Source organism: Azospirillum melinis (assembly GCF_013340935.1).
GTDB lineage: Bacteria > Pseudomonadota > Alphaproteobacteria > Azospirillales > Azospirillaceae > Azospirillum > Azospirillum melinis.
In genome coordinates this window covers 99646-112294 of record NZ_WHOS01000004.1, presented here as the reverse complement: position 1 = coordinate 112294, position 12649 = coordinate 99646, and the positions used below count along the sequence as shown (strand labels likewise).

8 protein-coding genes and 1 pseudogene are annotated in these 12649 nt (G+C 68.0%); 3 read left to right on the top strand and 6 right to left on the bottom strand.

Annotated elements, in window-relative coordinates:
* Nucleotides 1-3: 3 nt before the first annotated feature.
* Nucleotides 4-2289, bottom strand: a complete 2286-nt coding sequence (gene bcsA, locus GBZ48_RS05200) for a UDP-forming cellulose synthase catalytic subunit (protein ID WP_174470055.1) — start codon at nucleotides 2287-2289, stop codon at nucleotides 4-6.
* Between the two features lie 352 nt (nucleotides 2290-2641).
* Between bcsA and GBZ48_RS05195 the strand changes: the two genes are divergently transcribed.
* From GBZ48_RS05195 to GBZ48_RS05185, 3 genes are read left to right on the top strand one after another with little or no spacing between them, the layout of a single operon-like run.
* Nucleotides 2642-3535, top strand: a complete 894-nt coding sequence (locus GBZ48_RS05195) for an AEC family transporter (RefSeq protein WP_174470054.1) — start codon at nucleotides 2642-2644, stop codon at nucleotides 3533-3535.
* A gap of 14 nt (nucleotides 3536-3549) precedes the next feature.
* Nucleotides 3550-4047, top strand: coding sequence for an OsmC family protein (locus tag GBZ48_RS05190; RefSeq protein ID WP_174470053.1), 498 nt, complete (start codon nucleotides 3550-3552; stop codon nucleotides 4045-4047).
* Complete coding sequence (locus GBZ48_RS05185) at nucleotides 4037-4744, top strand: nitroreductase (RefSeq protein WP_174470052.1); 708 nt, start codon at nucleotides 4037-4039, stop codon at nucleotides 4742-4744. The genes GBZ48_RS05190 and GBZ48_RS05185 overlap by 11 nt, the downstream gene beginning before the upstream one ends.
* A gap of 12 nt (nucleotides 4745-4756) precedes the next feature.
* Here GBZ48_RS05185 and GBZ48_RS05180 read toward each other — a convergent pair whose 3' ends face one another.
* The 5 genes and pseudogenes from GBZ48_RS05180 to GBZ48_RS05165 form a co-directional block, all read right to left on the bottom strand.
* Complete coding sequence (locus GBZ48_RS05180; RefSeq protein WP_174470051.1) at nucleotides 4757-5155, bottom strand: response regulator; 399 nt, start codon at nucleotides 5153-5155, stop codon at nucleotides 4757-4759.
* 37 nt (nucleotides 5156-5192) lie between these two features.
* Nucleotides 5193-5906, bottom strand: coding sequence for a sensor histidine kinase (locus tag GBZ48_RS36110; protein ID WP_174470050.1), 714 nt, complete (start codon nucleotides 5904-5906; stop codon nucleotides 5193-5195).
* Nucleotides 5907-6034: 128 nt separating this feature from the next.
* Nucleotides 6035-6481 (bottom strand): annotated as a pseudogene (locus GBZ48_RS37030) (CHASE3 domain-containing protein); the annotation flags it as partial.
* A gap of 173 nt (nucleotides 6482-6654) precedes the next feature.
* Nucleotides 6655-9297 (bottom strand): PAS domain-containing hybrid sensor histidine kinase/response regulator, encoded by a 2643-nt coding sequence (locus GBZ48_RS05170; protein ID WP_174470049.1) that lies wholly within the window; start codon nucleotides 9295-9297, stop codon nucleotides 6655-6657.
* Nucleotides 9294-12224 carry a chemotaxis protein CheB gene (locus GBZ48_RS05165; RefSeq protein WP_174470048.1) on the bottom strand — a complete coding sequence of 977 codons (2931 nt, stop codon included), beginning with the start codon at nucleotides 12222-12224 and terminating at the stop codon, nucleotides 9294-9296. The genes GBZ48_RS05170 and GBZ48_RS05165 overlap by 4 nt, the downstream gene beginning before the upstream one ends.
* Between the last annotated feature and the right edge of the window lie 425 nt (nucleotides 12225-12649).

Here is a 12649-nt window from a genome sequence, read left to right as displayed (position 1 = left end):
CCGTTACGGAGCCTGGAAGGTCAGGATGCGGCGCAGCGCGCCCGGCAGGGCCAGCAGGACATGGCCCAGCCGCGGCACCACGCGGGTGGCGAAGAACAGCAGCCCGCCGAAGAAGGTCGGGGCAGCCACCCGCTTGCGGTCAAGGAAGATGTCCCAGCCGACGCTGTTGCCGAAGACGAAGCGCGCCATCTCCACGATGTCCTGGCGGTCGCGCGGGGCGAAGCCGGCGCCGACCGCCAGTTCGCCGTTGCGCATCTCGATGCGGAAGAAGCGGACGCCGGTGGTGGTCGCGGCCTCCGTCTCCGTGGCGGCGATGGTCAGCACCGGCGTCTGGTCGGGCCGGCTCAGCAGCTCGCGCCATTTCGGATCGACGATCAGCCCGACGCCGCCGGCCGACACGTCGGCGACCGTCAGGTCGATGCTGGTGCCGTCCTCGAACTTCAGCACCGCGGGGCGGTCGACGGTGAAGCGCTCCTGCCGGCGGACGCGCTTGCGCTCATAGACGACGGCGAGGCCGCCCAGCGCCAGCAGCAGGCTCAGCGAACACCAGACCGCCACCGGAACGATGGCCGCCCGGTGTTCGGGGAAGATGGAATAGCGCCACGCGCAGGCCGCCAGCCCCGCCGCCAGCAACAGCGTGGTGACGATGAAGGGGGTGGCGAGCGGCGAGAAGCCGTCCTCCTCCACCGACTGGCCCTTGGCGGTCACCTTGAACACCGGATCGCGCGGCCGGATCAGCGTCGCCAGCGCCGCGCGGGAGACGTGGAAGGATTGCAGGTACTCGTACAGCTCCGAGAACAGCGGCCAGCGCATCCGCCCGTGCAGGAACTGCGACAGGAAGGCGGCGGCGAAGACGTGCGGAATGACGAAGCAGCCGAAGTCCGGCAGGTTGATGCGGTAGATCTCCAGCCCGAACAGGGCATAGCACAGTGGCGACAGCAGGAAGATCGGCCGCCAGAACCAGAAGAACCAGTAGAGCATGGTGCTGAGGTAGCACAGCCTCTGGGAGAATGTGAGGCCGCGCTTGAACAGCGGATTCTTCAGCAGGAACAGCTGGATCATGCCCTGGGTCCAGCGCGAGCGCTGGGCAATGAAGCTGTCGAAGGTCTCCGGCTGAAGCCCGGCGATCAGCGGGCGCGGCAGATAGACGCTGCGCCAGCCGCGCGAATGCAGCTCAAGCGCGGTCTCGCAATCCTCCGTCACCGTGTCGCCGCTGAAGCCGCCGACCTCCTCCAGCGCCGCGCGGCGCAGGATGGCGGCGGACCCGCAGAAGAAGGAGCCGTTCCAGCGGTCCAGCCCGGGCTGGATCGAGTAATAGAACATCTCGTTCTCGCTCGGCATCCGCTCGAAAGTGCCGAGATTGTATTCGACCGGGTCGGGATTGACGAAGAAATGCGGGGTCTGGACCAGGAACAGGCCGGGGTCCTGCTGGAAGAAGCCGACCGTCGCCTTCAGGATGCCCACGGTGGGCACATGGTCGGCGTCGAGGATCAGCAGCAGATCGCCCGACGTCTTATGAAAGGCGTGGTTGATGTTGCCGGCCTTGGCATGCTCGTTGCGCGGCCGGGTCATGTAGGTGACCTGCAACCGTTCGCACAGCGCGGTCAGCGTCTCCCGCCGGGCCAAAGCCGATGCGGCCTGTTCGGGATTGCTGTGGGCCAGCTTCTGGTCGGTGCCGCCATCGTCCAGCAGATAGACGTGCAGCTTGTCGCGCGGGTAGTCGATGCAGACCGCGGCGGCCAGCGTCGTCTCCAGCAGCTCCGGCTCCTCGTTGTAGGAGGGGATGTAGACATCGACGCTGGGCCAGAAGGCGGGATCGCCCGTCGGTTCCGACGGCTCGCGGGCGAGCGGGTCGATGATGACGAACAGCGAGGTCAGGAACAGGACAAAGGACAGCGCCTCGGCCGCGAACAGGGTCACGCCGGGAATGAAATTCACCAGATCGTCCACCGGGGGCAGCGTGCCGGTCAGCCGCCAGAAGAAGTAGCGGAAGGTGACGAAGGCCAGCAGGAGAACGGTCAGCGTGCGGGCATGCCAGAAGCGCTGGGCGAAACGCCCGAGCACGAAGGCGGCGGCCACCACACCGGCCGAGATGGCGGCGCTTGCAAATCTTCCAACGGGCAAGGCGGCCAACGCAAGAAACAAACCCGCCGACAGCAACAATAGAATCCAAAGCAGAACCGAGCGCAGAGAGAATCGGCGGCTGTTCAGGTTCGGCTGTCGTTTGGATTGCTGCGCCTTATTGTTCAGGGGCCGAACAACGGTCTTGGCGCCGGGCGAGGTTGTCATGCGGATCCGCAGAATGGGGCCATTGCACCCTAGTGGGTGACCCCTTATGGCTCAAGCTTCGTTACAAATCGTTACTGACTCGAGATAAAGCCTGCTCAAAAGCCATATTCCGGCGGGCCTGTGTCGTTCCGATAACGGTCGGGCCGACGCCGTTTTCCCCACCGCCGCATGCGAATGGCTGCGACTCGGGCGGGAGCGAGGAGGAGTGCCTCCAGGGCCATGCCGATCCCTGTTGCGCGGCTGCCCTGCGTCCCGGCTTGGGCTTGGGGGGATGACGGCGGGCGGGAATGCCGCCATGGTGACTGACAGTCCGCCCACCCCCCGGTTGCCGCACAGGGTTCCACCAGCCTCCATGCCCATCTCCACCCTTCTGTCCGACGCCTTCGCCGTGCTGGCCCCGGTTTTCGTGGTGGCGGCACTCGGCTACGGCTGGACCCGCGGCAAGCTGCCCTACGACAGCGCCTTCATCACCACCTTCGCCATCAACGTGTCGTCGCCCTGCCTGGTCTTCGCCGCCCTGACCCGGCTGCACCTGTCCGCCGACGTGATGGGGGAAATGGCGCTGGCGGCGACGCTGTGCATGGCGCTGACGGCATTGGCGTCGGTCCCGGTGCTGCTGGCGTCGGGGCTGTCGCTGCGGGTCTATGTGCCGGCGATGGCCTTCCCCAACGCCGGCAATCTGGGCCTGCCGGTCTGCCTGTTCGCCTTCGGCGAGAACGGCCTCAGCCTTGCCGTGCTGTTCTATGCGGTGATGTCGGTGGGGCAGTTCACGCTGGGGCCGGCGCTGGCCGCCGGGCGCTTCGATCTGGCGCAGATGGCGCGCACCCCGACGATCTACGCGGTGGCGGCGGCGGTGGCGATCCAGCTGGCCGGACTGCCGCTGCCGGTGTGGATCGGCAACACCACCACGCTGCTGGGCAACTGCGCCGTGCCGCTGATGCTGTTCTCGCTGGGGGTGGCGCTGTCGAAGCTGCGCCTTTCCGGCGCGGTGCGGGCCCTGTCGATGTCGGCCTTCCGGCTGGCGGTCGGCTTCGCCATGGGGCTGCTGGTGGCCTGGGCGATGGGGCTGACCGGGGCGGCGCGCGGCGTGGTGCTGGTGCAAAGCTCGATGCCGGTGGCCGTCTTCAACTATCTCTGGGCGCTGCGCTACGGCAACGCGCCGGAGGATGTCGCCGGCATGGTGCTGGGGTCCACCGCCATGGCCTTCGTCGGCCTTCCGGCGCTATTGATGTTCGTGATGCAGTAGAAGGGAGGAACTCCATGGCGCACAGGGAACACCGCTATGCCGTCCGGCTCGACTGGACCGGCAATCTCGGCACCGGCACCTCGTCCTACCGGGCCTACAGCCGCGACCACACGCTGAGCGCCGGGACCAAGCCGGCGATCCCCGCCACCTCCGACGCGGCTTTCCGCGGCGATCCGGCGCGCTGGAACCCGGAGGAGATGCTGGTCGGCGCCCTGTCCTCCTGCCATCAGCTCTGGTACCTGCATCTCTGTTCGGCCGCCGGGATCGTCGTCACCGGCTACAGCGACGATGCGGACGGGATGATGGAGGAGGAGACCGGCGGCGGCGGCCAGTTCACCGCTGTCGTCCTGCGCCCGCGGGTGACGCTGGCGCCGGGGTCCGACGCCGGCAAGGCGCTGGCCCTGCACCACGAGGCGGCGGAGAAATGCTTCATCGCCCGGTCCGTCAATTTCCCGGTCCGGCACGAACCGGCGGTGGAGGTTGAGGGAGAGGCGGCCGGCGATGAGCGCTGACTCCCTGCCCTTGCAGAACGCCCCCGCCCTGCCCGTGCTGGACGCCGTCGCCGGCCGGCGCAGCATCCGCGCCTTCCTAGCCACGCCGGTGGAGCGGGAGACGGTGCGACACATCCTCGACCTCGCCGCCCGCGCGCCGAGCGGCTCCAACATCCAGCCCTGGAAGGTCCACGCCATCGCCGGGGAGGCGCGCGCCGCCCTGTCGGCGGAGCTGCTGGCCGCCCATGAGGCCGGGGAGCCGGAGGTGCCGGAATACCCCTATTACCCCGAAAGCTGGCGGGAGCCCTATCTGGGCCGCCGGCGGGCGGTGGGCTGGGCGCTTTACGGCTCCATCGGCATCGGCAAGGGCGACCGCGAGCGGATGGCGCGCCAGCATGGCCGCAACTGGCTGTTCTTCGGGGCGCCGGTCGGGCTGTTCTTCACCATCGACCGCGACATGGGCAAGGGGGCTTGGCTCGACCTCGGGATGTTCATGCAGAATGTCATGATCGTCGCCCGCGGCTTCGGGCTGGAGACCTGCCCGCAGGCCGCCTTCTGCTACCGCCACGCCATCACCGCGCGGCATCTGGGCCTGCCCGACGGCGAGATCATCGCCAGCGGCATGGCGCTGGGCTTCGCCGACTGGTCGGCACCGGAAAACAACTTCCCGACGGAGCGCGAGCCGGCCGAAGGCTTCACCCGCTTCACCGGCTTCTGAGGGCTCGCGCTCTTAGAGCGTCACGAACCCGTGGGGCGCCACCGAAGCCGGCCCGCAGGGCGACAGCGTCCCGGCGACGAAGGCGGCGGTCTGGACCAGCACACGCGGCGAGAAGGGCTTGGCGATATAGCCCAGCCCAACCCCGCCGGCCTGCGCCCTGTTGGGCGGGTTGCCGGTGGCGAAGACGCAAGCGATCCCCATCGCCTTCAATGCGCGGGCGACGTCGAGCCCGTTCGAACCGTTGGCCAGCTTGATGTCGACGAAGGCCATGTCAGGCTTCTCCTGCCCGGCCAGGGCAAGGGCGGTCGGCAGATCCTCCGCGATGCCCGTCACCGCGTGGCCGGCCGACTGCAAAGTCAGCGACACGCCCTCGGCGATCAGGAATTCATCTTCTATGATCAGTATCTTCATTGTTTTTCTTGTATATTTTGCGGATCGGCCGGGAGGATCACGCCTGGGTTGGGGCAGACGGCTTCATTGGGAAAGTTAAAAGGAAACGCGTCCCCGGTGTCAAACGTTCGATCTCCAGACGCCCCCTTAATTGCCGCGTAAGATTGCGGGCCGTGTTCAGGCCGAAGCCGCCGCCGCTGCTGCCCGCGACCTCCTCCGGCAGGCCAATGCCGTCGTCGGCGACATCGATGCGGACCTCGTTCCCCGCCACCGCCATATCCACCGTGACCCTGCCGCGCCGCCCGTCGGGAAAGGCGTGCTTGTAGCTGTTGGTCAGCAGCTCGTTGACGATCAGCGCCACCGGCACCGCGGTGTCGACCGGGGCCGACAGCAGCGTGCCCGTCGCCAGGGTCATCGCCGGTTCGGCCCCGCCGGTGGGCGGGACGGCGTTCTCGGCGATGCTGCGGATCAGGTCGGTCAGTTCGACGGTGTCGTACACCGCCCCCTCGCCATAGAGACGGCGATGGACCTCGGCGATCGCCAGCACCCGGCTGCTGCTGTCCAGCAGTTCCTGCCGCACCTCGGCGCTGCGGTGCCGCATCGCCTGGGTCCGCAGCAGGTTGGCGACGATCTGCAAGGAGTTCTTGACCCGGTGGTTGACCTCGTCCAGCAGAATCCTGTTTTCCTGCAACGTCGCGGCCAGCGCCTCCCCTTCCGCCCGCTCGGCCAGGTAATCCCGCTCCAGCCGCCGGACGGTGGAGAAGCAGAGCAAGCCGGTGACCGCGTGACGAAGACGACCCCATAGGCGATCATCAGCAACTCCAGGATCGTGGCATGCCGGCTGCGCCGCGCGAGCAGCAGAACCTCCTCCGCCCGCATGGTGGCGGTCAGGCGCCGGATCGCGGCCATCGTGGAGGCGCCCTTTCCCTCGCGGATGGTCGCCAGTGCCTGATCCAGCCCTTCGTCGGTGGCCTGCCGCAGAACCCCGGCTATCTGGTCCAGCCTGTCGGCGGTCAGGGTGCGCAGCGCCTTCACCTTGTCCTGCTGCGCCGGGTTGTCGGCTGTCAGCGTCCCAATGCTGTCCAGCAGCCGGCGGCTGCGCTCCCTCCCCTCCTCGTAGGCGGCGAGATGAACGGGGTCCGGCAACAGCAGGTATCCACGCTGGCCGGATTCAGTGTCGGACAGGGTGGATTGCAGCTCCTCGACCGCGGAGATGACCTCGTGCGTGTGGTCGACCCAGTCGATGGCGCGACGATATTCAATGAAGACGACGACGAGCAGCAGAAAACCGACGAACAGGCCGCCGAGCAGCAGCGCCGATACTCTGGCGGCACGGGCGCGCACCATCCGGCGCGCAAGGCTGGCATCCGTCTTGTTGGGCATGGATCGTCCCCGCTTTGCGCCGTCATTCACCTCACTAAACAGTTCGGACAGTCTGGATCTTCATCTGTCCGGAGCATTGACGTGAATCAAGAAAAGCTGCGGTGGCGAAGGATTGCGGTGACGACCCATGCCCCCGGTCAGCCACTCAGCGCCGACGCCAGCGTATCGTGCAGGCGGCCGGGCTGGATCGGCTTGTGCAGCAATGCGCATTGGGCGCCGGCCGCCTCCCGCAGCCGATCCGCCGAGGTGTCGCCGGTCAGCAGCACGCCGGGAATGTCGCGCGACAGGCGGCGGCGGACCATGTCCATCACCATCAGCCCCGTGGTCCCTTCCGGCAGGCGGTAATCGGCCAGGATCAGATCGGGCTCCTCCCCCGACTCGATCAGGTCGCCCAGCAGCTGCTCCGCCTCCGCCCCGCTGCCGGCCTCCGCCACGCGATAGTTCCAGTCCTCCAGCATCAGGACCAGCGCCATGCGGATGACGGCATCGTCCTCCACCAGCATGACCAGCCGCCCGGCCTCGCCGTCGGCCCCGCTGCGGCCGGCGCTGCCGGACCGGTCGGTCATGTCCGGCCTGGTTTCGGTCAGGGGCAGGCTGACGGTGAAACGGCTGCCGCGGCCCAGCGAGGAGGTCACGTCGATGGTGCCGTCCAGCATGGTGACCAGCCGCTTGGCGATGCTGAGCCCCAGCCCGAGCCCTTCGCGCCGGTCGCGGGCGGCGTTGCCGACCTGATAGAAGTCCTGGAAGATGCGGTCGATGTGCTGGTCGGCGATGCCGATGCCGGTATCCCACACCTCGATCTGCACATGGTCGCCGCGCTGCCGCGCCCCGATCAGCACCCGCCCGCCGGGGGCGAAATGCAACGCATTGGCCAGCAGAGCGCGCAGCACCCGTTCCAGCAGCCGCGGATCGGTGCGCGTGGTCAGAGGCGGCGCCACCAGACGCAGAGCCTGCCCCGCCTTCTCGGCCGCCGGAGCGAATTCCTTATATAGCCGGGCCAGCAGGGCGGCGATGTCGACCGGCTCCGGATTGGGGGCGACCAGCCCGGCCTCCAGCTTGGAGATGTCAAGCATCCCGTCCAGCATGCCGCCCAGCCCGCCGAGCGAGGACTGGATCTGCTCCGCCATCCGCCTGGCGCCGGGGGAAAGCGTTTCCTTCATCAGCAGGTCGGAGAGCAGCAGCAGCGCCTGCACCGGCTGGCGCAGATCGTGGCTCGCCGCCGCCAGGAAGCGTTCGCGCGCGTCCAGCGCCACGTTCAGCTCGCGTTCCAGCGCCTTCACCGCGGTGATGTCGGCGACGCTGGACACCACCGCCTCGACATGGCCGGCCGGATCGGCGACCGGACGGCTCGACACCCGCAGCCAGCGGGTGGGGGCGGTCGCCTCGTCCCCCTCGACCACGCCGATGATGCGCTCGACCACCGGCTTGCCGCTGCGCGCCGCCTCCGCCGCAGGGGGAAGCCCATGCAGCCGGTTGCCGTTGGCGTCGATGAAGCGGCGGCCGGCGGTGGTCGGGACCATGGTGGACGGGGCGGTTGCCGGGACCAGCTGCCCGTCAGCCCGGCTCTCTGCTTTGCCATCTGCGTCGAAGGCCGACGCCATCGGGTCGAGCAGGGCGCGGGCGGGGCCGTCCAGCAGCCGCTCGGCCATGGCGTTCGCCAGCAGGCTGCGGCCATCGACGGCGGTCATCGCCAGCGCATCGTGCAGCGACTGCACCAGAACCCGGTGACGCCGCTCGCTGAGGTTCAGCGCCGCTTCGGCGGTCCGCCGCGCCGTGACGTCGCGCAAGGCGACGACGGCGCCCTGAACGCGCTCCTCCATCGGGGCGAGGCGCATGCCGGACGCCAGCATGGGGGAGATGGTGACCTCCACCAGCAGCGTCCCGCCATCCTCCCGGCGGAGCTTCTCGCAGGCGACGCTGCGCGGCCGGCCATCGGTCAGCGACAGGGCCAGCGCACGGGCCGCCCCGCCCGCCTGGGGTAGCGCCGGATCCGCTCCGCCGCCCGGTAGTCCCGTTCCCGTGCCCTCCGCCGGTCCGGCCAGCAGGTCCGAGGGCGGACGGCCGATCAGGTCGAGGTCGAGATGCCCGGTCATGGCCGTCGCCGCCGCGTTGACGAAGCGGATGCGGCCGTCGGCGTCCACCCCGAGGATGCCGTCGCCGACCGACTGGAGGATGTGGTGATAGTCGGCGCGCGCCCGCTCGGCGTCGTCGCGGGCCTGCTGCACCTCGCGAAGCCAGGCGTTGCGTTCGGTCAGGTCGGTGATGGTCAGCAGCACGTCGCCGCGGTCGCTGTCGTCCAGCGTCACCCGGCGGGCGTCGGTCAGCCCGTCGATGATCGTGCCCTGGGGTCCGAGATAGCGGAACTCCTGCCGGACCCACTCGCCATGGTCGCGCAGCCGGGCGAGCGCGGTGAACAGCCGGCCATGGTCTACGCTGTCGAGCAGCAGGGTCAGCGGGCGGCCCTTCAGCCGCAGCATCGGCAGGCCGAACTGCCGTTCCGCGGCGGCGTTGGCCTCGCCGACGATGCCGGCGGCGTTCACCGCCAGACAGGCCAGCGGCACCGACTGGAAAAGCTGGAGATATTGCAGCCGGGACGCCTCCAGCGCCTGCTGGGCGCCGCGCAGCTCCTCGTTCTGGATCTCAAGCTCGGCCTGATGGACATACAGTTCGTGCAGCAGTTCCTTCATCGAGGTGGCGGTGACGTCCGTCGCCTCGAAATTCCCGCCGTTGAGAATGGTTTCGGCACGGCGCCGCAGTCGGCCGGAGGAATCCTCGGTCATTCCTGGCCTCCGTCGCCCTGGCCGCCTGTGCCGGCACCGTCGACCTGCAATTCCATCAGCTTGCGGTTGGTTATGTTGATGTGGCTGACGACGATGCCGCCGTCATGGTCGTTCATGCGGGTGGCGTGCATCAGGAACCAGCGCTGTTCGTCGGGCGAATGACAGGGATATTCGATGGAGAAATCGTCGGCTTCGCCGTCCAGGATGCGGCGCAGCCCGTCATGCACCGCCCGGGCGATGCCGTCCTTCTTCGCCGCCTCCGGGTTGAGGCAGACGTCGAGATAGTTGGTTCCGACGCCGCAGCGGTCGGCCGCCGGGGCGCCGTTGCGCTGGGCGAAGCCGCGCCAGGCGGCGTTCACCATGACGATCCGGCCGTCCCGGTCGGTCACGGCGATGTGCTCCGGCAGGCTGTCCAGCACTTTCTGCAGCCGCTCCTGCGCCTGCTTGGTCTCCGTCACGTCGACGAAGGTCACCACCACGCCGCCGATCTGATTCTTGTCGGTCAGGTAGGGCAGGATGCGGGTCAGCACCCAGCGGCCGTCATAAACCCGGACATGGCGCTCCACCGCCTCCTGCCCGTCGAACACCTTGCGGATGTCGCCGAGGAAATCGGGATAGTCGATGTTGGTGGACAGATGCGCGATGGACCGGCCGATGTCGCGCGGGATGATGTTGATGAAGCCGGCCGCCGCCGGAGTGAAGCGACGGATGACGAAGTCGCCGTCCAGGAACACCGTGCCGATCTCGGTCGAGCGCAGCAGGTTGTCGAGGTCGTTGGTGATCTCGGTCAGTTCCTCCACCTTCGCCTGATATTCGGCGTTGACGGAGTAAAGCTCCTCGTTGACCGACTGAAGTTCCTCGTTGGTGCTCTGCAACTCTTCGTTCGAGGCCAGCAGCTCCTCGTTGGTGGCCTGCAATTCCTCGTTGGCGGTTTCCAGCTCCTCGATGGTCGCCTGGAGATTCTCGCCGCGCGACAGCAGTTCCTGTTCCAGCCCGCGGATGCGCTCGGCGGCGTCGGCGTTCAGGTCGAAGTCGGAATCCGGAACCGACAGCGGCAGCATGTTGGCGCGGTCCAGCACCACCAGGGCGAAGCGGCGCCCGGTCTTGCGCGCGACATAGGGCTGGACCCGCAGGCTGATCGCCGCCACCCCCTCGCGGTCCTTCACCGGAATGTTGGACAGCGCGAACTCCTCGCCGGAGCGGAAGGCGCGGTTGAGTGCGGTCCCCGTCACCATGGCGACCGATGACGGCAGCATCTTCAGCACGTTCAGCGTCGCCTCCCCCGCCGGCACCTTCAGCAGGGAGGATGCGTCGCCGAACACATGCATGATGGTCATCTGTTCGTCGACCAGCAGGCAGGGCGGCACATAGGCCTTCATCAACGCGCCGATGGCCTCGTCAATGACCGCCCCCTCCTCCATGCCATGGCTTCCGACATCCTCGCCATGGCGGGCCAGCGGGGCCGCCACCGTCGGCACCAGCAGGCGCGACAGCCGGAAGGAGCCGGCGCGCAGGCTCTGGAACACCTTGTTGCGGCTGTCGACGGTGTGGAAATCGGACTGGAGGTCGCCCAGCGTCTCGCTGGTGCCGAGGAACAGGAAGCCGCTCTGGCGCAGGGCGTACTGGAACAGGCTGAGGACCTTCCGCTGCAACGGCTGGTCCATGTAGATCAGCAGGTTGCGGCAGCTCAGCAGGTCGATCTTGGTGAAGGGCGGGTCGCGCATGATGTTGTGGGCGGCGAACACCACCATGCGGCGGATGTCGCGCGACACCGCATAGCCATCGCCGCGCGCGGTGAAGTAGCGGCCCAGCCGGTCCTGCGACACGTCCTCGGCAATCGTGCGCGGATACTCGCCGAGACTTGCGATCTCGATGCTGTCCTGGTCGATGTCGGTGGCGAAGATCTTGACGTCGACGCTGCGGCCCAGCCGTTCCTGCGCCTCGGCGAACAGGATGGCGAGGGAATAGGCCTCCTCCCCGCTGGCGCAGCCGCAGACCCAGACGCGGATCATGTCGGTCGGGCTGCGGTTGGCGAGCAGGCTGGGGATCACCCGGTCGGCCAGGACACGGAAGGCCGCCTCGTCCCGGAAGAATCGGGTGACGCCGATCAGCATCTCCTTGTAGAGGTTGACCGTTTCGGCGCTGTTCCGCCGCAGCAGGGCGGCATACTCGTCCATCGACTCCAGACCGGCTCCCTGCATCCGCCGCTCGATCCGCCGCAGCAGGGTCGCCAGCTTGTAATGCGAGAAATCGACGCCGGTGACGGAGCGGATGACCGCGATGATCTGGGCCAGCGGGTCGTCGCCATCCTCGCGCCGCTGGCGCGCCGGCATCGGCCGGGCGCGGGCCAGGGTCTTGCGCGCATGCTCGATCAGGCGGGCCGGCAGATCCTCCGGCGCCAGGGTGGCGTCGATCTGCCCGGTGGCCAGCGCGCTGCGCGGCATGCCGTCGAACTGCGCGGTTTCCGGCTGCTGGACCGCGGTGAAGCCGCCGGCCGACTTGATCGCCATCAGGCCGCGCGTGCCGTCCGATCCGGTGCCGGACAGGATCAGGCCGATGGCGAAGGGCCCCTGGTCGCGGGCCAGCGCGGTGAGGAAGATGTCGATCGGCAGGCTCATGCCGCCGCCGGCATCCTTGGCGGTCAACCGCAGCCGGCCGTCCTCGATGCTCAGATGCTTGCCCGGCGGCAGCAGATAGACGGTGTTGCGCTGGACCGGCACGCCCTCGGTCGCCTGCACCACATCCATGGCCGTGTGCTTCGCCAGCAGATCGACCATCAGGCTCTTGTGCACCGGCGACAGGTGCTGAACCACGACATAAGCGAGGTCGCTGTCGCCGGGAACCGCGTCGAAGAAGCGCTGCAACGCCTCCAGCCCGCCGGCCGAGGCACCGATGCCGACGATGCAGCAGGCCTGCTCCGGCGACACACCGGATTCCGCCGTAACATTCCCTACGTCCGCCTCGGGCGATGCGACGGGCGTCGGGTCAGGATGCGTGGCGGGCGTGTCCGTTGGCACGGTGATAAACGAGTCCTTCTGGCATCGGCCTGCCGGTCGTCTGCGCAAGCCAGACCCTGCCTATATCCAACGCATTTGATTTGGTCAACTTGACTGTCGCAGGGCGACGTTCTGCGTCATCATCAATTTAATTGGAATTTCCGCACCTTCCTATCGATTTGACTTTGGTTTTATAACGAATGTATCGTGTCTTAAGCATTGCCCGGTGTGCCAGCCCATCATTCCGTACCGCATGCCGGACTGCCGGAGATGAGGTGGGACGGGGGGCCTGACGCGCGCGAAATTCCTGCTATGTTTGCTGCCGTCGGGCGTCGCATCCTGGGGCGTCAATGGCA